The 20,285-nt window shown below is 66.3% G+C and carries 17 protein-coding genes; 9 read left to right on the top strand and 8 right to left on the bottom strand.

Annotated features, from left to right (window positions below; translation table 11 throughout):
* Nucleotides 1-4: 4 nt before the first annotated feature.
* Together U5A57_RS10160 and U5A57_RS10165 are read right to left on the bottom strand one after the other, a co-directional pair.
* Nucleotides 5-859, bottom strand: coding sequence for an alpha/beta hydrolase (locus tag U5A57_RS10160; RefSeq protein ID WP_321910457.1), 855 nt, complete (start codon nucleotides 857-859; stop codon nucleotides 5-7).
* A gap of 126 nt (nucleotides 860-985) precedes the next feature.
* Nucleotides 986-2,083, bottom strand: coding sequence for an OpgC domain-containing protein (locus U5A57_RS10165; RefSeq protein WP_321910459.1), 1,098 nt, complete (start codon nucleotides 2,081-2,083; stop codon nucleotides 986-988).
* Between the two features lie 725 nt (nucleotides 2,084-2,808).
* Between U5A57_RS10165 and U5A57_RS10170 the strand changes: the two genes are divergently transcribed.
* Complete coding sequence (locus U5A57_RS10170; protein ID WP_321910461.1) at nucleotides 2,809-3,666, top strand: peptidoglycan DD-metalloendopeptidase family protein; 858 nt, start codon at nucleotides 2,809-2,811, stop codon at nucleotides 3,664-3,666.
* A 196-nt stretch (nucleotides 3,667-3,862) separates the two neighbouring features.
* Here the strand turns inward: U5A57_RS10170 and prpF are convergent, their stop codons facing one another.
* The 4 genes from prpF to prpB form a co-directional block, all read right to left on the bottom strand.
* Complete coding sequence (gene prpF, locus U5A57_RS10175) at nucleotides 3,863-5,053, bottom strand: 2-methylaconitate cis-trans isomerase PrpF (protein ID WP_321910463.1); 1,191 nt, start codon at nucleotides 5,051-5,053, stop codon at nucleotides 3,863-3,865.
* Nucleotides 5,054-5,122: 69 nt separating this feature from the next.
* Entirely contained in the window at nucleotides 5,123-7,720 is a 2,598-nt protein-coding gene (gene acnD, locus U5A57_RS10180) for a Fe/S-dependent 2-methylisocitrate dehydratase AcnD (protein ID WP_321910464.1), read from the bottom strand.
* Nucleotides 7,721-7,858: 138 nt separating this feature from the next.
* A complete protein-coding gene (gene prpC, locus U5A57_RS10185) occupies nucleotides 7,859-9,025 on the bottom strand; it encodes a 2-methylcitrate synthase (protein WP_321910466.1) in 1,167 nt (388 codons plus the stop codon).
* 42 nt (nucleotides 9,026-9,067) lie between these two features.
* On the bottom strand, nucleotides 9,068-9,958 hold the full coding sequence (gene prpB / locus U5A57_RS10190) for a methylisocitrate lyase (RefSeq protein ID WP_321910468.1): 891 nt from the start codon (nucleotides 9,956-9,958) through the stop codon (nucleotides 9,068-9,070).
* A gap of 257 nt (nucleotides 9,959-10,215) precedes the next feature.
* Here prpB and prpR point away from each other — a divergent pair, with 257 nt between their 5' ends.
* The gene (gene prpR / locus U5A57_RS10195) at nucleotides 10,216-12,261 is read left to right on the top strand and encodes a propionate catabolism operon regulatory protein PrpR (RefSeq protein ID WP_321910860.1); all 2,046 of its coding nucleotides are present in this window, start codon (nucleotides 10,216-10,218) and stop codon (nucleotides 12,259-12,261) included.
* Between the two features lie 7 nt (nucleotides 12,262-12,268).
* Here prpR and U5A57_RS10200 read toward each other — a convergent pair whose 3' ends face one another.
* Nucleotides 12,269-12,661: a hypothetical protein gene (locus U5A57_RS10200; RefSeq protein ID WP_321910470.1), complete on the bottom strand. Its 393-nt coding sequence runs from the start codon at nucleotides 12,659-12,661 to the stop codon at nucleotides 12,269-12,271.
* A 213-nt stretch (nucleotides 12,662-12,874) separates the two neighbouring features.
* Here U5A57_RS10200 and U5A57_RS10205 point away from each other — a divergent pair, with 213 nt between their 5' ends.
* Both U5A57_RS10205 and U5A57_RS10210 read left to right on the top strand, forming a co-directional pair.
* On the top strand, nucleotides 12,875-13,495 hold the full coding sequence (locus U5A57_RS10205; protein WP_321910472.1) for a DNA-3-methyladenine glycosylase: 621 nt from the start codon (nucleotides 12,875-12,877) through the stop codon (nucleotides 13,493-13,495).
* A gap of 204 nt (nucleotides 13,496-13,699) precedes the next feature.
* Complete coding sequence (locus U5A57_RS10210; protein ID WP_321910473.1) at nucleotides 13,700-14,041, top strand: DUF4148 domain-containing protein; 342 nt, start codon at nucleotides 13,700-13,702, stop codon at nucleotides 14,039-14,041.
* Nucleotides 14,042-14,450: 409 nt separating this feature from the next.
* Here the strand turns inward: U5A57_RS10210 and U5A57_RS10215 are convergent, their stop codons facing one another.
* A complete protein-coding gene (locus tag U5A57_RS10215) occupies nucleotides 14,451-14,894 on the bottom strand; it encodes a CBS domain-containing protein (RefSeq protein WP_321910474.1) in 444 nt (147 codons plus the stop codon).
* 308 nt (nucleotides 14,895-15,202) lie between these two features.
* On the opposite strand from U5A57_RS10215, the gene ribA reads away from it, so the two are divergent.
* The 5 genes from ribA to U5A57_RS10240 all read left to right on the top strand — a co-directional run bounded on the left by ribA (nucleotide 15,203) and on the right by U5A57_RS10240 (nucleotide 20,281).
* Entirely contained in the window at nucleotides 15,203-15,850 is a 648-nt protein-coding gene (ribA, locus tag U5A57_RS10220; protein ID WP_321910476.1) for a GTP cyclohydrolase II, read from the top strand.
* Nucleotides 15,851-15,915: 65 nt separating this feature from the next.
* Nucleotides 15,916-16,746 carry an SH3 domain-containing protein gene (locus U5A57_RS10225; protein ID WP_321910478.1) on the top strand — a complete coding sequence of 277 codons (831 nt, stop codon included), beginning with the start codon at nucleotides 15,916-15,918 and terminating at the stop codon, nucleotides 16,744-16,746.
* A gap of 532 nt (nucleotides 16,747-17,278) precedes the next feature.
* Nucleotides 17,279-17,908 carry a hypothetical protein gene (locus U5A57_RS10230; RefSeq protein WP_321910480.1) on the top strand — a complete coding sequence of 210 codons (630 nt, stop codon included), beginning with the start codon at nucleotides 17,279-17,281 and terminating at the stop codon, nucleotides 17,906-17,908.
* Between the two features lie 253 nt (nucleotides 17,909-18,161).
* Nucleotides 18,162-18,860 carry a response regulator transcription factor gene (locus U5A57_RS10235; RefSeq protein WP_321910482.1) on the top strand — a complete coding sequence of 233 codons (699 nt, stop codon included), beginning with the start codon at nucleotides 18,162-18,164 and terminating at the stop codon, nucleotides 18,858-18,860.
* A complete protein-coding gene (locus tag U5A57_RS10240; protein WP_321910483.1) occupies nucleotides 18,857-20,281 on the top strand; it encodes a FecR domain-containing protein in 1,425 nt (474 codons plus the stop codon). The genes U5A57_RS10235 and U5A57_RS10240 overlap by 4 nt, the downstream gene beginning before the upstream one ends.
* Nucleotides 20,282-20,285: the final 4 nt, after the last annotated feature.

The raw sequence follows: 20,285 nt of genomic DNA on the forward strand, positions 1-20,285 counted from the left end.
TCGCTCAGCGGAAACAGGCGAGCGTGTACTTGAGCGCGGCCGGCAGCAGTTCGCGCCACACCGGCCAGACGTGGCCTCCGTCGACGATGCGCAGCGCCGCCGTATTGCCCGCCTCGCGCAGCCGCGTGTAGAGCAGCGACGACTCGGCCTGGATCACGAGGTCGTCGTCGCCGGCGGCGATGAAGAACGGCACGCGCCAGGGCCGCGCGAAATACGCCTTCCAGAGCGCCGGATAGTTGAGCGTGCGCCAGATCTGCACGTCGAACTGATGCTCGCCGAACACGCCCACATGACGCGCCGCCGAACTGGGCGGCGGGTCGCTCGCGTAGACCGCCGGCGAAAGCAGCAGCGTGCCGCAGAACATGTCGGGGTGCTCGAGCGTGTAGCGCAGTGCGCCGAACCCGCCCATCGACACACCGCCGATCGCACGCCCCTCGCGCGTATCGTCCACCGCGAAGTGCGACTCGATCTCGGGCATCAGGTCCTGGAAGAACGCCGTCTCCATCTTTTCCTTGCGGTCGACGTACCAGTCGGTGCCGCCCTGCGGCATCACGATCACCACGGGCGGGATCTCGTGACGGGCGATCAGCGTGTCGGCGGTGGTCTGCAGCTGGCCTTGCGTAACCCAGTCCATGGGCTCGCCGTTGTTGCCATGCAGGAGATAGAGGACCGGGTAGCGGCGCTGGTCGGCGCGATAGCCGTTCGGCAGATACACCACGTAGGGCCAGTCGCGCTCGAGCGCCGCCGAGTGGAACGTGCGGACCGCGATCGTGCTCGCCGCGGCGGGCGCCGCCGGCGTGACGAATGCCGCGCATGAGAGTGCGAGGGGGAGCAGCGCGGTGCGAAGGAGTCTGCGCATGGCAGGGACGTCGAGGGCGGTGGCGCGCCGGCGGCGCGGGGTCATCATGCTAGCAGCCGCCCGCGCGCGCCGGAAGCCGTGATCGGCGAGCCGGCGCGCCGCTCGCTGGCGGCGAGCCGTGTCGTTTCAGGCGGAAGCTTTGGCGCGCGAAGGCAGCAGACGCTTGAGCGGGTCGGACGCACGCGCGACGAGCAGCAGCGCGGTGATCGCGATTGCGTCGGCGCACAGGCCGAGCGGCACGTTCAGATAGCCGTCGGTGTACCAGTAGAGCACCGAGTCGACCGTGAGCGAAATCACGGCGCCGGCCACGAACGAGAGCATCCCCTTTTGGCCGACGAGTCCCACCCACGGCAGCGCATGCGCCACGCGCTTCGCCCAGCCGAGCCGGATGACATGCGCCGTGAGCCACGCGATGCCGAGGAAGTTGAGCGCGCGGAACCACGCGAGGTTGCGCTTGAAGTCGGCGTCGAGCGCGACGTTGCCAAGCTGCAGGCGATAGATTGCGGCGCCCGCCACGACGGCAAGCGCGGCGAGCGTGACGACCACGCCGAAACGGTGTGCGCTCACCCGCTGGAACACGGGTTGCGCCTGCGCGATCACGCCGAGCACGAACATCAGCTGCCAGGCGAACGGGTTGAAGTCCCATTGCACGTCTTCGACGTGCGGCAACCACGGCGCGAGATGGGGTGCTGCGCCCCAGAGCACGAGGCTCACGGCCAGCAGCAGCCACGGCCGCGTGCGCGCGAGCGGCAGCGCGAGCGGCGCAGCGAGGGCGAAGCACGCGTACATCGGCAGCACCCCGGCCAGATAGGGCTGGCGGCGCAGCAGCACGATGTCGCGCAACGCGGCGGCAGGCGCGAGCGTGAGATCGTCGAGGTCCGTGGTGGCGAGGTTGGGCGCATCCACGTTGCAGGCAACGAGAATCGCGGTGACGAGCAGCATCAAGAGCGCCGTCACGACGAACGCACGGTAGATCTCGAATGCGCGCTTGATGAAGCGCTGCCGTGCCGCGGCTTCGGTGCGGCGCGCGCAGAGTGTGGCCCACGCCGTGGCGGTGGCGAAGCCGCCGAGGAAGACGAACACCTCGGCCGCGTCGCATAGCGCGTAGGCGTGCAGCGTGACGCGCGAGACGATGCTGCCGCCGATGTGATCGACGACGATGATGAGCAGGACGAGGCCGCGGAAGAAATCGAGTTCGACTAGACGATTGGATGACTTTGACATGTTGGGGCAGCAGGCCGGGCCGGCGTGGGGCGCACACGGCAGACGAAGAGGCAGCCGGTGATGCAGACGGGCCGGGCGGGCAGATGCTGGAAGTACCTACCTGGAAAAATCAGGAATTCAGGAATTCGGGCGAGGTTCGCGGGGCGTCAGGCGCAGGGAACCGTGAAGCATCCACCAGGGTGGTTGCACGACAAGCGCAGGAAAAGACCAGAAGAATGCGCAAGGGTTCCCCTAAGACCAGGGTTTACGTTGACGCCGCCGATACTACCGTAATTTCAAATGCCTTTCAGCAGACGTGACCCATGCGCCGTTCAAGTTTCCAGGGCATGTGCCGATAAGGCAGGGGAAGGGGCACGACCGTGCTGACGCGGCAAACGCCGCACCGACGCCGGTGTGAGCGCTCCCTTTTGGCCCTTTGACCGTGGTTCGCGGGGCGAGAATTCGCGTATTTAAGAGTTGTTTCAAAGTGTTCTCCCTGGGCTGATTCAGGGGAGTTGCGCTTTACAATGCCGGATCGATTTTGAGATGGCACGCCCGTTCGTTAATGCGGCGATGGCGTGCGTTGAATGTTTATCGCTCGGGATGCAGTCGATTTAGACGCAGATCGAAGCGGACCGGCGCAGACGAGCTGGAACGCCAGGAATACGGGAGCGCGGCACACGCAGCAGACCGTCCCAGGCGCCACTCGCTGCATCGCACGGCGGCAGGTGCCGCAGGAGAGAACAATGTTCGAAGACGATCGTATCGGTCAACGCAGTCTCAAAGGGTTCTGGGCCGCGTTGGGACTGGCGGCCCTGCTGGGCGGCTGTGCCGACATGAACCAGCAGCAACCGCAACAGCCGCAGCCCGACACGGCGGCAGCGGCGAGCCCGGCTTCGGATGCAACGGCCGCCGGCGCCAACTCGCAACAGGCGGCAAGTGCGCCCGTGACGCGCGTCGTCACGAAAACGACGTACGTACGCGTGCGCCGCGGCGACACGCTTGCGCGCATCGCACAAAAGCACAGCGTTTCAGTGAAGGATCTGACCGCCTGGAACCACCTGAAGCCGAACAGCCACTTGCGCGCGGGTCAGTCGATCAAGCTGGTGTCGAAGCAGACGATCACCGTTCAGGTGGCCGCGCCGCAGGCTGGCGGCGCAGCGGCGAATTCCACCGCGAACTCGGCCGGAAACCGCCAGGTTGCCGCGGAGGTGGCGCGCCACGCGAGCAGCGTCGCGCTCGTGTGGCCGGCGCATGGCCGCGTGGTCGAGCCGTTCGCGGCGGGCACGACGCGCGGCATCGAGATTGCGGGCAAGGCCGGCGACCCGGTGATCGCCGCCGCCGACGGCAAGGTCATGTACGCGGGCACGGGCCTGAACGAGTACGGCAGCCTGATCATCGTCCAGCACAACAAGGACTTCCTCACGGCGTATTCGCATAACCGGCGTCTGCTCGTGAAGACCGGCGATACGGTCCACCAGGGCCAGCAGATTGCCGAGATGGGCAGCGAGAACAACGACCGCGTGGCGGTGCTGTTCGAAGTGCGCCGTGACGGGAAGCCCGTGGATCCGATGCCGTATTTGCCGTCGTCGCCGCAGGGCTGAATGCAGGGCTGAACGCGGCGTGGGGCGCCCGGGTTTCTACTGCCCGACCATCAAACGACGCGGATTTTGATGTGTCCAACGCCAGTCCTGTCGTTAAGTTGGAAAACACTGCGCTAAAACAAAACCGCCCTGACACCTCGCAGCGTCAGGGCGGTTTTTTCATCACCGCAAACAGCGCGTTTCTTAATACCGCCTCTTAAAACGCGTCTCCCGGCACCCGCACCCAGCCTTCCATCAGCACGCGCGCGCTGCGGCTCATGATGGCCTTCGTGACCGTCCATTCGCCGCTCTCCTGGCGCGCTTGCGCGCCCACGCGCAGCGTGCCCGACGGGTGCCCGAAGCGCACCGCGCTGCGCTCGCCGCCGCCCGCCGCGAGATTCACCAGCGTGCCCGGAACGGCCGCAGCCGTGCCGATCGCCACGGCTGCCGTGCCCATCATGGCGTGGTGCAGCTTGCCCATCGACATGGCGCGCACCAGCAGATCGACGTCGCCAGCTTCCACTCGCTTGCCGCTCGACGCCGTGTAGCCCGTGGGCTTCGCCACGAAGGCGATTTTCGGCGTGTGCTGGCGCGTGGCGATCTCGTCGAGGTGCTTGATGAGGCCCATGCGCAGCGCGCCGTGCGCGCGGATCGTCTCGAACTTCTTGAGCGCCTCTGCGTCGCTGTTGATCGCGTCCTGCAATTCCGTGCCCGTGTAGCCGATCGCTTCGGCGTTCACGAAGATCGTCGGAATGCCTGCGTTGATCATCGTGGCCTTGAGCGTGCCCACGCCCGGCACTTCGAGGTCGTCTACGAGGTTGCCGGTGGGGAACATCGAGCCGCCCGCGCCTTCTTCTTCGGCGGCCGGATCGAGGAATTCGAGCTGCACTTCGGCGGCGGGGAAGGTCACGCCGTCCAGTTCGAAGTCGCCCGTTTCCTGCACGTGGCCGTTCGTCATCGGCACGTGCGCGATGATCGTCTTGCCGATGTTGGCTTGCCAGATGCGCACGGTCGCCACGCCGTTATCGGGCACGCGGCTCGGGTCGACGAGGCCGCCGCTGATCGCGAACGGGCCCACGGCGGCGGAGAGATTGCCGCAGTTGCCGCTCCAGTCCACAAAGGCCTTGTCGATCGCGACCTGGCCGAACAGGTAGTCCACGTCGTGGCCGGGCTTGCTGCTCTTCGCCACGATCACGGTCTTGCTCGTGCTGGAGGTGGCGCCGCCCATGCCGTCGATCTGCTTGCCGTACGGGTCGGGGCTGCCGATCACGCGCATGAGCAGCTTGTCGCGCGCAATGCCTGGCTGCTGCGCCGAAGCAGGCAGATCCTGAAGGCGGAAGAACACGCCTTTGCTGGTGCCGCCGCGGATATAGGTGGCGGGGATTTTGATCTGGGGTACGTGTGCCATGTGTTGTCCTGAAACGAAGGGCGGCGCGGGGGTGCCACTGCGGTTACCACCGCGCCGCCCGTTTCCCGTTTATGCCGCTGCCTGCGACGACTCGAGGAAGTCCTGTGCGAAACGCTGCAGCACGCCGCCTGCGTCGTAGATCGACACTTCTTCGGCCGTATCGAGCCGGCAGGTGACTGGCACTTCCACGCGCTCGCCGCTCTTGCGGTGAATCACGAGCGTGAGGTCGGCGCGCGGCGTGCGTTCGCCGACCACGTCATAGGTTTCCGTGCCGTCGATGCCGAGCGTCGTGCGGTTCGTGCCCGCCTTGAACTCCAGCGGCAGCACGCCCATGCCGATCAGGTTCGTGCGGTGAATGCGCTCGAAGCCTTCCGCGACGATCACTTCCACGCCCGCGAGACGCACGCCCTTGGCCGCCCAGTCGCGCGACGAGCCCTGACCGTAGTCGGCGCCTGCGATGATGATGAGCGGCTGCTTGCGTTCCATGTAGGTTTCAATCGCTTCCCACATGCGCGTGACCTTGCCTTCCGGCTCGACGCGCGCGAGCGATCCCTTCTTCACCGCGCCGTCCACCACGGCCATCTCGTTGATGAGCGTGGGGTTCGCGAAGGTCGCACGCTGCGCCGTGAGGTGGTCGCCGCGGTGCGTGGCGTACGAGTTGAAGTCCTCTTCCGGCAGGCCCATTTTCGCAAGGTACTCGCCCGCTGCGCTGTTCGGCAGGATCGCATTCGAAGGCGAGAGGTGGTCCGTCGTGATGTTGTCGCCGAGCACGGCGAGCGGGCGCAGGCCCTGCAATGTGCGCTCGCCGGCCAGCGCGCCTTCCCAGTACGGCGGACGGCGAATATAGGTGCTTTGCGCGCGCCAGTCGTAGAGCGGGTCGGTCGTTTCGCCGCTTGCCTCCGTCACCGCGAACATCGGTTCGTAGACCTTGCGGAACTGCTCGGGCTTCACGCTCTTCGCGACGATGGCGTCGATCTCTTCGTCGGTCGGCCAGAGGTCCTTGAGGTACACCGGCTTGCCGTCCTGGTCCGTGCCGAGCGAATCGCGTTCGATGTCGAAGCGGATCGTGCCCGCAATCGCATACGCGACGACGAGCGGCGGCGACGCGAGGAACGCCTGCTTCGCGTACGGGTGAATGCGGCCGTCGAAATTGCGGTTGCCCGAGAGCACGGCGGTGGCATACAGGTCGCGGTCGATGATCTCCTGCTGGATCTTCGGGTCGAGCGCACCCGACATGCCGTTACACGTGGTGCACGCAAACGCGACGATGCCAAAGCCCAGCTTTTCCAGATCCGGCAGCAGGTCGGCTTCTTCGAGGTAAAGCTCGACCGCCTTCGAGCCCGGCGCGAGCGAGCTCTTCACCCACGGCTTGCGCGTGAGACCGCGCGCGTTCGCGTTGCGCGCAAGCAGGGCCGCTGCGATCACGTTGCGCGGATTGCTCGTGTTCGTGCAACTCGTAATGGCGGCGATGATCACGGCGCCGTCGGGCATCTGGCCCGGCGTTTCTTCCCACTTGCCCGCAATGCCGCGCTCGGCGAGCGCGGACGTGGGCAGGCGCTTGTGCGGATTCGACGGGCCGGCCATGTTGCGCTCCACGCTCGACAGATCGAACGTGAGCGTGCGCTCGTATTGCGAGTGAGCGAGCGTGTCGGCCCACAGGCCTGCCGTCTTCGCGTAGGTTTCGACGAGCTTGACCTGCTCTTCTTCGCGGCCCGTGAGGCGCAGATAGTCGAGCGTCTGGTTGTCGATGAAGAACATCGCCGCCGTGGCGCCGTATTCGGGCGCCATGTTGGAGATCGTGGCGCGGTCGCCAAGCGTGAGGCTCGACGCGCCCTCTCCACGGAACTCGAGGTACGCGCCCACGACCTTTTCCTTGCGCAGGAACTCGGTGAGGGCGAGCACGATGTCGGTTGCGGTGATGCCGGGCTGGCGCTTGCCCGTGAGTTCCACGCCGACGATATCGGGCAGGCGCATCCACGAGGCGCGGCCAAGCATGACGTTTTCGGCTTCGAGGCCGCCCACGCCGATGGCGATCACACCGAGCGCGTCCACATGCGGCGTGTGGCTGTCGGTGCCCACGCAGGTGTCGGGGAAGGCCACGCCGTCGCGCGCCTGGATCACGGGCGACATCTTTTCCAGATTGATCTGGTGCATGATGCCGTTGCCCGGCGGAATCACGTCGACGTTCTTGAAGGCCTTCTTCGTCCAGTTGATGAAGTCGAAGCGGTCGACGTTGCGACGGTCTTCGATCGCGCGGTTCTTGTTGAACGCGTCCGGATCGAAGCCGCCGCATTCCACGGCGAGCGAGTGGTCGACGATCAGCTGCACCGGCACGACCGGATTCACCTTGGCAGGGTCGCCGCCCTGGTCGGCAATGGCGTCGCGCAGGCCCGCGAGATCGACGAGCGCGGTTTGCCCGAGGATGTCGTGGCAGACCACGCGCGCCGGGAACCACGGAAAGTCGAGGTCGCGCTTGCGCTCGATGAGCTGCTTGAGCGAAGCGGCGAGCGTGGCCGGGTCGCAGCGCCGCACGAGGTTTTCGGCGAGCACGCGCGAGGTGTACGGCAGCGTGTCGTAGGCGCCGGGCTGGATGGCCTCGACGGCTTCGCGCGCGTCGAAGTAATCGAGCCGGGTGCCGGGGAGGGACTTGCGGTAGGCGGTATTCACGGCTTGGGGACCAAAGATGTAGTGGGTTGGCGGCGGCTCTCGCGCGCCTCGAGCGAATGTCTTCACTCTATACGCGCGCGCCGCCGTCTCCCAGTCGTGCGGACGTCATAGTCCGTCCGGGCGACTGGTGTGCCTCATTCAGCGCTTGCTGATCGGCGTGAACTTCAGATTCTCCGGACCCGTGTAATTCGCGCTCGGGCGGATGATCTTGTTGTCGATGCGCTGCTCGATGATGTGCGCGCTCCAGCCAGCCGTGCGCGCGATCACGAAGATCGGCGTGAACATGGCGGTCGGCACGCCCATCATGTGATACGACACGGCGCTGAACCAGTCGAGGTTCGGGAACATCTTCTTAACTTCCCACATCGTCGATTCGAGGCGCTCGGCGATGTCGAACAGCTTCAGGTTCGACTGCTCCTTCGAGAGCTTCTTGGCGATTTCCTTGATGACCTTGTTGCGCGGGTCCGAGATCGTGTACACCGGGTGGCCGAAGCCGATCACGACTTCCTTCTTTTCCACGCGCGCGCGGATGTCGGCTTCTGCTTCGTCGGCGTTCTCGTAGCGCGACTGGATCTCGAACGCGACCTCATTCGCGCCGCCGTGCTTCGGACCGCGCAGTGCGCCGATCGCGCCCGTGATGGCCGAATAGATGTCCGAGCCCGTGCCCGCGATCACGCGGCCAGTGAACGTCGAGGCGTTGAACTCGTGCTCGGCGTACAGATTGAGCGACACGTGCATCGCGTCGACCCACGACTTCGACGGCGCGCGGCCATGCAGCAGGTGCAGGAAGTGGCCGCCGATCGAGTCGTCGTCGGTTTCGACTTCGATGCGCTTGCCGTTGTGCGAAAAGTGATACCAGTACAGCAGCATCGAGCCGAGCGACGCCATCAGGCGGTCGGCGATATCGCGCGCGCCCGGCAGGTTGTGATCGTCCTTCTCGGGCAGCACGGTGCCGAGAATCGAGACGCCGGTGCGCATCACGTCCATCGGGTGTGCCGAGGCGGGCACGGCTTCCAGTGCCGTCTTCACATTGGCCGGCAGGCCACGCATCGCCTTGAGCTTCGCCTTGTACGCGGCGAGTTCCGCGGTGTTCGGCAACTTGCCGTGTACGAGCAGGTACGCGACTTCTTCGAATTCGCATGCGGTCGCGAGATCGAGAATGTCATAGCCGCGGTAGTGGAGGTCGTTGCCGGTGCGGCCCACGGTGCACAGCGCCGTGTTGCCCGCCGCCACGCCCGAAAGCGCAACGGACTTCTTCGGCTTGAATCCGCCGGCGGCTTGCGTGGTGTTTTCTGCTTCGCTCATGGTGTCTTCCTCTCTATGTGTCTATTGGCTGTATGGCCAGCGTTACTTCTTCGCGGCAAAGAGCGCGTCGAGCTTGTCTTCGTATGCGTGATAGCCGAGGTACTTGTAGAGGTCGTCGCGCGACTGCATCGTCGAGACGGCGGCCTTTTGCGTGCCGTCGCGCTTGACGGTCTCGTAGAAGTTCAGCGCGGCGGCGTTCATCGCACGATACGCGCCGCAGCAGTAGAGCGCGATATCGACGTTCGCGCTCTTGAGTTCTTCGGTCGTGAAGAACGGCGTCGAGCCGAATTCCGTGAGGTTGGCGAGAATCGGCACCTTCACGGCGGCGCGGAAACGGCGGTAGTCGTCGAGCGTCTTCATCGCTTCGGGGAAGATCATGTCCGCGCCCGCTTCCACGTAGGCCACCGCGCGCTCGATCGCGGCGTCGATGCCTTCCACGGCGGCGGCGTCGGTGCGGGCCATGATGACGAACTGGTCGTCGGTGCGCGCGTCCACGGCGGCCTTCACGCGGTCCACCATCTCACCAGTCGCCACGACTTCCTTGTTCGGGCGATGGCCGCAGCGCTTCTGGCCCACCTGGTCTTCCAGGTGCACGGCCGCCACGCCCGCCTTGATGAACGACTTGATCGTGCGCGCGATGTTGAAGGCGCCGCCCCAGCCGGTGTCAATGTCGACCATCAGCGGAATGTCCACGGCGTCGGTAATGCGGCGGGCGTCGATCAGCACGTCGTCCATGGTGCTGATGCCGAGGTCCGGCACGCCGAGCGAGTTGGCGGCCACGCCGCCGCCCGAGAGATAGACGGCCTTGAAGCCGGTTGCCTGCGCGAGCTTTGCCGCATAAGCGGTGATGGCGCCGACGACCTGCAGCGGTTGTTCGGTGGCCACGGCTGCGCGGAATCGCGCGCCGGCGCTTGCGGGGGAAGTGTTGTTCATGCGTGATGTCTCCAATTGAATCGCCGACCCCTAACGCAGGTAGCGTGCCAGCTTTGCGAGAGAAGGCTAACGCATTGATTTTGTGTAGGTTTCGCCAAGCCGCGTTGCAGGCCCTGATTTCTTCGGTGAAATCGCGATTTCAAAAATGAAATCCGCGCGCGATAATGCGAAATCAGGCTGGCCGTCGGCTTTCGGCCCCATCGGCCCCATCGGCCACACCGGCCAGGACCGCGCCGTTGGACACATCGTTGGACATCATGAACCGCTTTCCTGCTCCCGCTTCTTCCGCGATCCGCCCGCGTGTGTGGGCCATGGGCATCAGCCGCCTGCGCGATCTCTTTCGCGACATCGCCCGCGAATACGACGAACTCGCAGACCTGCGCGTGGTGCCGCGCGGTTTCGAGGAAGCCGTGGCCGAAATCGCCGCAGCGGGGCCCAGCCAGCGGCCCGATGTGGTGGTGGCGGCGGGCTCGAACGGCACCTACCTGAAGGCGCGCATCGACGTGCCCGTGGTGCTCGTGCAGCCCACCGGCTTCGACGTCATGCAGGCGCTCGCCCGCGCGCGGCGCGAAGCCGATCTCGTCGCGCTCGTGACCTATGGCGAGACGCCCGTGGAGGTGCGCCGCTTTGCCAGCGCTTACGGCATCGACGTCGTGTTCGGCCAATACCGCACGGTCCAGGACGCCGAAGCCTGCGTACTCGACCTGCGCGACCGGGGCGTGGGCGCGGTCGTGGGGCCGGGTCTCGTCAACGATCTCGCGGCCCGGCTCGGGCTCGTGCCGTTTTTCGTCTACTCGAGGCCGTCGGTGCGCGCGGCCTTCGACACCGCGCTGGATCTCGTGCAGGCCACCTGGCGCGAGACACAGCGTCGCCAGCGCCTCGACAGCGTGCTGCAGCATCTGCGCGATGGCGTGGTCGCGCTCGACGCGCGCGGCCGCGTGGAGGCGATCAACCAGCGCCTCGCCGCCGTGCTCGACATCGATCCGGCGGCGGCGGCGGGGCAGTCGCTCGCGGCGCTCGCGCCCGACATTGCCTTCTCGCTGCCCGAAGCCGATGGCGAATCGCTCGAGACCGTGCGTGGCGTGAGCTATGTCGTGCATCGCGGACCGCTCGTCGACAACGGCGTGACGACGGGCGCCGTACTCACGTTCCAGGAGTCGCGTGCGGTGGAGCGGCTCGACCGCACGCTGCGCTCGCGTCAGCGCACGCAGCAGTTCGTCGCGCGCTATCGCCTCGACGACCTGAGCGGCGCAACGCCTGGCATCGAGCGCGTGCGCCAGCTTGCGCGGCGCTATGCGAAGTCGGACGCCACCGTGCTCATACGCGGCGAGAGCGGCACCGGCAAGGAGATGATCGCGCAGGGCATTCATCGCGAGAGTCCGCGGCGCGATTTTCCGTTCGTCGCAATGAATTGCGGCGCGTTTCCCGAGGCGCTGCTGGAAAGCGAGCTGTTCGGCTACGAGGAGGGCGCGTTCACGGGCGCGCGGCGCGGCGGCAAGGTGGGGCTCATCGAGGCGGCGCACCGCGGCACGCTCTTTCTCGATGAAATCGGCGAGATGCCCTTGCCGCTGCAAAGCCGTCTATTGCGCGTGCTGCAGGAGCGCGAGGTGGTGCGCCTTGGCGCAACGGAACCCACGCGCGTGGACGTGCGCGTGGTCGCCGCCACGCACCGCGCGCTCACCGAGCAGATCGAGGCGGGCGAGTTTCGCGCGGACCTTTTCTATCGGCTGAACATTCTCAATCTCGCCATTCCGCCGCTGCGCGAGCGCAGCGCCGACATCGCGCTGCTGGCGAGCGAACTGCTGTTTCAGGCCTCGCGCCGCGAGCCGCGCGTGGCCGTGCGCATCCGCACGCCCGAAGACGCGGCGCGCACGCTCGCACTGGTGAGCGACGCGCTCGCGCAGCACACGTGGCCTGGCAACGTGCGCGAGCTGCAGAACGTGGTCGAACGGATGGTGGTGGAGCTGGCCGATTCGGAAGAGGACGTGCTGACGCCGGACGTGCTGCGCTCGATTGCGCCGGAGGTGTTCGAGTCGCGCCGCGCGGCGAGCGGCGCCGCAGCGGTGGCGGCGATTGCGGCAGAGGGCGCGCTCACATTGCGCGAGCGCAGCCTCAACACCGAAGCCGACGAAATCCGCGCTGCGCTCGACGCCTGTAACGGCGACCGCGACCGCGCGTGCGAGATGCTCGGCATCAGCAAGACGACGCTCTGGCGGCGTCTCTCGGCCGCGAAGGGCAAGCGCGGCAGCGCAGTGGCCGAGGCAACCGAGGCAACGGCGCCTCGCAAGGCGCCGCGCGGTTGAATCGAACTCAGTTCTTCAGCGCATTGAGCAGCGGTGCAACAGTCCCATGCAAATGCAGGATCTCGGGACTCGCCTGCAACAGCGCCTGATAGCGCTCGTAGAACTCCGCCGATTCCTCGCCGGAAAAGAGCGCGGCCACACCTTCCGCCGCGCCGATACGATCTTCGGGGCTCGCGTCCTTGGCGTCGAGCGTTTCGTCGACGTTGGCGATCACCGTCGAGAGCGGCATGAGCCAGCGAAAGCCCGAACCGTTGATGAGCACCTGCAGGAAGGCCGCCGGCGTGACCGGGCCGAACTCGCGTTCGTACTCCTTGCGCTCGTGGTCGAGAATCGCCTTGTGCAGCGTGAGCAGCGGCTTGCGCACGGTCGAGAGAAATTGAATTGCGCTTTGTTCGTTCATCTTGCGGCTCCTTCTGTGGCGCCCGCCCGGTCGTGACGAATCGTCGAACGACGCGCGCCGGGTCATGAGGTCGCGCGAACCGTTCGCGCAGAGATGCGGACGATGGTAGCGCAACGGCCAGCCGCGCGTGAGCAAGCGGTAGGCGGCGGGGCGCTACACTCTGCCGGTTCGCGAAATCGCCATGCCCGTGCCGACCGACCTGAGAACGCTTCGATGACGACGACGATCCTGCCGCTGCGCCGCGACGACCTGCCGCTCGATACCGCCGAACTGGCGCGCTTCATGGTCGGCAAATATCTCGTGCGCGAGCTGGCGCGCGGGCGCATGGCCGGGCGGTTCGTCGAAGTCGAAGCCTATCCCGTGGGCGACTCCACGAGCTACGCCTATATCGGACGGCGGCCCTATAACGCCGCGATGTTTCTCGAGCGCGGTCATGCGCATGTGCGGCTCACCTACGGCAGCGCATGGATGTTCAACATGTCGAGCGAAGCTGTGGACGTGGGCGCGGGCATCCTGTTTCGCGCGCTGGAGCCGCTCGAAGGCATCGGCGCGATGGAGGCGCTGCGACCCGGCGTCCCGCTGCGCGATCTCGCGCGCGGGCCGGGACGGCTCTCGCAGGCGTTCGGCATTGCGGCGGCCTTCGACGGCGTCGACCTGTGCCGCGGCCACGGACTCTGGATCGGCCGGGTGGAAGAACCCGAGCGGCCCGTGGGGGTGACGACGCGCATCGGGCTCTCGCGGGAGATGGACCGGCCGCTGCGCTTCTATGAACTGGGCAGCCGGTTCGTGAGCGGGCCGCGCAAGCTGCTGGATGTCAGTGCCGCCCCGTTGTGACTTGCGCAAGCGCCACTGGAAGCGCCGCGCCGCAGGGCGCTCGCGGGACGACTCATGCGCGCGGCATTGTTGCTTTGGTTGAAAGTGTATTTTCTCAAATTAAGGGTTTCCCCTGGTCACTCGTCTCAATAAACTGAAATCACTGGTTTGGCGGTGCATCCAGACACCGCTGCCGGCATAAAACAAGTGATGGAGGTCATGACCATGAAGCCCCGTACCCTGATTCAAGCCGCATTCGTCGCCGCTCTCGTGGCTGCTCCGGCCCTTTCGTTTGCCCAGGTGCAAAACAACGGTCCGGTCACGCGCGCCGAAGTGAAGTCCGAATTGATCCAGCTCGAGAAGGCCGGCTATAACCCGGCTACCGCCAACGATGCGACGTATCCGGCCGACATCCAGGCCGCAGAAGCCCGCGTGAACCAGCAGGAAGGCGTGGCGCAGGCGCCGGTAGCCGAAACGAGCGGCTACGGCCCGTCGACCTCGGGTTCAGCGCAATCGGGCCAGCCGGCCACGATGCGCCCGTCGCAATCGGTGTATTTCGGCAACTAAGTGGGCAACCACGCGGGTAGTTGAGCGCATAACCGGGCAGGGCGCGCCGTCAGAGCGCGCCAAAGCCCAGGTAGAGCGCGAGCTGCAAACGGCCGTCGCTCAGACACCGGCGCGAGGCGACATCGAGCGGCCACCGGTTGGCCGCTCCCGTGCAGGCCGGCGCCCGGGCGCTTCGAGCAGGCTCAGACGCCCGCGCAAGATGACCCGGCAGCGGCCCCACCCAGCAAGGCTCCCAACCGATATCGGCGAAGCAGGACACCGTTGCGCCTGCGCCGCCCGCCGCCGCGCACGCCATTCGCGCGATTTTTCATACGTGGAACCTCCGCCGCCGAAAGGTGGCTTCGCCCAACCCCGTCGGGATTGGGCGTTTTTTCACATCTGGCGGTTTGGAGACGGCCGGACTTCGACGTCAGGCGCCCGGCCCGCCGGTGATGTAGTGCTCGAGCTGCTCGATCGTGAACTTCTGCTCGGCGATGATTTCCTTCACCAGGTCGCCAATCGACACCATTCCCACAAGCTTGCCGCCGTCCATGACGGGCAGGTGGCGCATGCGCCGCTCGGTCATGAGCGCCATGCAGTCGTAGGTGGTCTGGTTCGGCTCGACGAAGCGCACGTGCGCGCTCATGATGTCGCGCACGGCGGTCGTTTTCGACGATCGGTCCATCAGCACGATTTTGCGCGCGTAGTCACGCTCCGTGACGATGCCGGCGATCGTTGGACCGTCGGTCACGAGCAGCGCGCCGATCTGCTTGTCGGCCATCAGGCGGATTGCGTTATAGACGGAATCGGAGGCTTCGATCGTGTACACCACCTGTTCCGGCTTCGATTTGAGTACCTGTGCAACGCTTGTCATAGGGCGACCCCTCTTCGTCCTTCTGGTTGTCCAGTCATTGCGCGGCGCGGCAGGCCGGGCGTTTTGCCCGTCAAGCCATTGGAAAGCCACTCCAGTATAGGCCGCTGGCGTGCCGGGCGTCGTCGGGGTATGCGCGGGGTCGCACCATTTATGCCGGGGGCATGCGGCGCGCTCGAGCCGCTTTCCGGGTAGTCCCCGGAGCCGCCACCCAAGCACGGCGCGGCGGGGTGGAGCAAATGGCGGTAAACTCCGGTTCCGAACTTCAACCCGGCCCCGTGCCGGTTTTTGCCAGTTTCTTGCTCCAGATCATGCCTACGCTTCCTGAGTCGTCCTGTGCGGACGGCGATAACGCCAACGAATGCGTCGTGCTAGACGCGACTGCCACGCTGCCGACCCGCTACGGCACGTTCGAGTCCTATGTCTACCGGGTGAAGGACGGCGGGGCCGAGCATCTCGCGCTCGTCATGGGCGACGTGGGCAGCGGTGAGCCCACGCTCACGCGGCTCCACTCCGAATGCCTGACCGGCGACGTGTTCGGCTCCTACCGCTGCGACTGCGGCGAGCAGCTCGACCTCGCGCTGCGCTATATCGCGGCCGAAGGCCGCGGCGTGCTGCTCTACCTGCGTGGTCACGAAGGCCGGGGCATCGGTCTGTCGAACAAGATCCGCGCGTATCAGTTGCAGCAGCAGGGCCGCGACACCGTCGAGGCGAATCTCGATCTCGGCCTGCCCGACGACGCGCGCGAATACGATTCGGCGGCGGCGATCCTGCGTATGCTGAAAGTGTCGTCGGTGCGGCTCATGAGCAACAATCCGAAGAAGTTCGACACGCTCAGACAGCATGGCCTCCCCGTGATCGAGCGCGTGGCGCTCGCGATCCCGATGCGCGAGGAAAACGAACGGTATATCCGCACCAAGCAGGTCAAGTTCGGGCATTACTTCGAAGAGAATGAATAACCCGCTGCAAGCAGCGGGCACGAGAATTGCGCAGTAACAAATCAAATGAGCTGGAACAGGGAGAAATGATGTTCAAGCGCCTCAAGACGACGCGCGTGCGCGCGCTCGCGTCTGCGCTCGCCAGTGCGTGCCTCGTAACCGGTCTCGTGCTTGCGTCGTCCGACGCCAGCGCGCAAACCGCGGCCTACACAAGCGAACCCGTGGATCTGTATGCGGGGCCTTCCGGCGACTATCCGGTCGTTGCCGAACTGGCGCCCGGCCAGCCGGTCACCGTGATGGGCTGTGTGGGCGATTATTCGTGGTGTGACGTTACGGTGCCCGGTCTGCGCGGCTGGGTCTACGGTGGTTATCTCAGTTATCCGTACCAAGGCAGCTACGTGCCGCTCACCAATTACGGCGCGGCGATCGGCCTGCCGATCGTGACGTTCTCGCTTGGCGCCTACTGGGGCAGCTTCTATCGCGACCGGCCGTGGTATGGCGAACAGCAGCGATGGGAGCACGTGCCGCCCCCCGAACGCGGCCGCCCGCCGGTGGCACAGGCGTGGCATGGCGCACCGGGCCGTCCGCCCGTCAATCAGGAAGCACCGCGCGCGCCGGGCAACATGCCGCCGCCGGGCGCGGGCCGCCCACCCGGCAACATGGAACAGCCCACGATGCGTCCGCACGAGGCGGGGCATCCGCCCGAGCAGCAGCAGTTCGGCGGCCGCCCGCCGGCTGGGGCGCCCGCGCAGCAGGGCTACGCTCGTCCGCAGCCGCCCCAGCCGCAAGGCGGCATGCGTGCGCCAGCACCCGCGCCTCAACAGGGACGGCCGCCTGCGCCGCCTCAGGGTGGCCAGGGCGGCCATGCTCCCAGCCAGGGTGGCGAACGGGGCAACGAACGGCAATCCGAGCACTAGTCCATAGCGATTGTCTTCGCTGCAACGGCGGGATCTTCATGGCGGGATCTCGCCGCTGCTGTTTTCTGGCGATGAATTAGGAATGCCAGGCAGTCGACGTGTACGAACACCAGATGGCGCTGCTCAGAAACGGTGGGGCAATGCCCCTAAGCATGCCAACCGCCTTTCTTACACCGCCTTATCGTCGTCCTGAAGGATTTAACAATCCCTGACAGTAAATTCGTAGCACCCAGGCGAGAATACGTCGTCGCGGCAGACACAAGCACAGCCGCACAACACCAGCGTCACGCGCGCTTCGCGCATGCGCCGCTGGCAACGAATTTCTGCTACGGGGGCTGGCACGCTCGGGACTTGGCGACGCGGTCAGTAAGAGGAAGTCAGAGCGAACCCGAGTTCGCCGGATAACGCTGGGAAAACCAGTGCTTTGAGGTGGACGTGGCGATGGCGGCACGTGCCTCGTCGTGCAGGGAGGCGGCTGCGGTCCGCTGTAGAGCGTCGGGCGGTGACGCTCGCAGCGGGGCTCGCGCTGCGCATGACGATGACTGCGCTGGCGGTCCGACTCCGGGGGCGGATTCCGGAGACCACGCAGTGTTTAGCACGCGGCCGTCGCCACATTTTTTCCGCACTTCTGAACGACACGAATTCTTTTGCCGCTTCGCGCATTGCGAGCGGCTCGACGTTGTTGCGTCCGCGAAAAAAAACGCCTGGCCGCTTCACTTCTGTTGCTCTGCCTGCTTCTCGTCACGGGGGCTCCATGTTTTTCCGATCCGGCCGTATGCGTTTTCCACCGGGCTCGCGCGTAGACCGCCCCGACGGTGGCCGCGAGTTCGACCGCGTCGAGCTCGACCTCGCGCGCGATCGCCACGCGCGCGCCGCGATGGAGGCCTACGCGGATTCCTGCGCGGCCGAACTCCCGTGGCTTAGCGAAGCGTTGCGTCTTTCGCGTTTCGTCGCGGCCGAGCGCCTGACGCAGTGTTCGGCCACGGTGCTGCGCGTGTTTGTCATGGCGCAGTCACGCGCGGCCGTGCAACCCGACTATGCGCACGCGGCATGGGAGCACGTACGCTCCCATCTGACGGCGCTGCTTGCGGGATCGCCGTCAACCGCAGGCGGGGCGGGCAAACCCGGCTCGAACGATGGCAAATTCGACTACCATGAGTGATTAACATGAGAGCGATCTGTTCACCGAAGACGAGCGTGGCCTCGCGCTCCCATTTTTTTCGAGACGCGGCGAAAGTAGTGCGCTTTGGCGCACGGCGGGTTGCGCGTGCTGCCAGCGCCAGAGTGAGCGCGTTGCGACCTGGCGCCGGTGCGCGCAGCCGTCGTCGCGAGACGCGGGTCGCGGCTGCAGCGCGCTGCGGCAGGCAGGCAGTCCATCCTGAGACGATGAAAAACAAACCTGGTTGCGGGGTGCTATGAGAATTGCAGTACTGGATGACGATGCAGCGCAGACAGAATTCGTCTGCCAGGCCTTGAGCGCGGCGGGCCACGCCTGCCACGCGTTTGCCAAGGGCAGCGAGCTCGTCAGGCAGCTTCGGCGGCAGACGTTCGATCTGCTCGTGCTCGACTGGAACGTGCCCGACATGGCGGGCGACGAAGTACTGCACTGGGTGCGGCAGAGCCTCTCCACGCGCCTGCCAGTGCTTTTCATGACGAGCCGCAGCCGCGAGGTCGACATCGCGCAAATGCTCAACGCAGGCGCCGACGACTACGTCGTCAAGCCCGTCTCGGCGCCGGTGCTGATCGCCCGGGTCAATTCGCTGTTGCGCCGCGCCTATCAGCTGCACGCGCCCGCGCTCAAGGAAAGTTTCGGCGAATACGAGTTCGACCTCAAGTCGCGCCAGGCGTCGGTGAGCGGGCGCAACGTCGCGCTCACGCAGAAGGAGTTCGATCTCGCGCTGCTGCTGTTTCAGCATCTGAGCCGCCCGCTGTCGCGCGCGCATATTCTCGACGTGATCTGGAAGCAGTCCGACGACATTCCTTCGCGCACGATGGACACGCACGTTTCCATGCTGCGCTCGAAGCTCGGCCTGCGTCCCGAAAACGGCTATCGCCTTACGCCGATCTATGGCTACGGGTACCGGCTCGAGCGCATCGAGGGGGACGACGCGTGAGGGGCGCGCGTGCGGTGCGCGCCTCCGCGGCTCCGTTCTTTGCCTTCGCGCTTGCGCTGATTCCCATTCCCCGCGGCGCCGAGGCGCGCGAGAGCGCCCCGCGCGCGCCCGCGCAGTCGCCCGAGACGACCACCTACGTCACGCGCCCCGGCGACTCGCTCTATGACATCGCCAGGCGTTATCTGCGCAATCCTGCCGACTGGAAAAAGCTCGCGAGCCTCAATCACGTGAGCGCGCCGCGCCGCCTGCAGCCCGGCACGACGCTGCGCGTGCCGGTCGCGCTGCTGCGCCAGGACGGCCTCAGCGCAAAGGTGATCGCAGCGAACGGTCCCGTGCAGCATGCGTTCCGCGCCGGCCCGCTCCTGCCGCTCACGGTCGGCGCGAACCTCGTTGAAGGCGATCGGGTGCAGACCGGCCACAACGGCTTCGCGACGCTTGAACTGGCCGACGGCTCGCATATCGCGCTGCCGCCCGATACCTCGCTCGACTTGGCCACGCTGCGTCAAACTGTGCTCACCGGCGCGACCGACCGCATCGTCGATCTTCATCGCGGCGAAGTGAGCAGCGAAGTCACGCATGCCACGAAGAAGGACGATCGCTTTCAGATCCGCTCGCCTTCCGTGGTGGCCGGCGTGCGCGGCACGCAGTTTCGCGTGAGCTATGACGGCGACAACGGCGCGACGGCGGTCGAAGTGCTGAACGGTGCAGTGGGCGTGGACGCCGGCTCGCCGGGCCACAACCGCCGCGGCGCCAACGTACAGCCGCCGGCACCGGGTACGCCGCTGGCCGCCTCCGAGCAGCTCGTCGCCGCGCACTACGGCAGCCTCACGCTGGCGGGCCAGCCAGCGGGCGCGCCCGTCACGCTGCTCGACGCGCCTGAACTGCTGCATCCTTCCAAAGTGCAGGACGACGACGAAGTCGCCTTCGATATCGCGCCCGCAGCGGGTGCGAGCGCCTACCGCGTGCAGATCGGCCGCGACGCGGGCCTGCTCGACATGATCCGCGACAAGCGCAGCGCCGACCCGCACGTGTCATTCGCCGACCTCGCAGACGGCACGTACTTCGTGCGCATCTCCGCAGTCGACGCGCGCGGTCTCGAAGGCATGCCGGCGTCGTATGCGTTCGAGCGCCGCCGCGTGGCGCTCGGCGCGAGCGCCGGCCCGATTGAAGGCTCGCGCGACTTTGCGTTCCGCTGGTTCATCGACCGCAACGCACAGAACACGCGCTTTCGCTTCGTGCTCGGCACGACGTCCGATCTGCGTGTGCCGCTCATCGACCGCACCGACATCACGGCGGGCGAGGCCGTCGTGCGCGACCTGCCGAAGGGCGTGTACTACTGGACGGTGATCGCCGAGCAGTTCGACAACGGCCATTACTACCAGAAGGCGAGTCCGGTCCAGTCGTTCAGGCTCGACTGGTGACGCA

The organism is Paraburkholderia sp. J11-2 (assembly GCF_905220185.1).
Classification (GTDB): domain Bacteria; phylum Pseudomonadota; class Gammaproteobacteria; order Burkholderiales; family Burkholderiaceae; genus Paraburkholderia.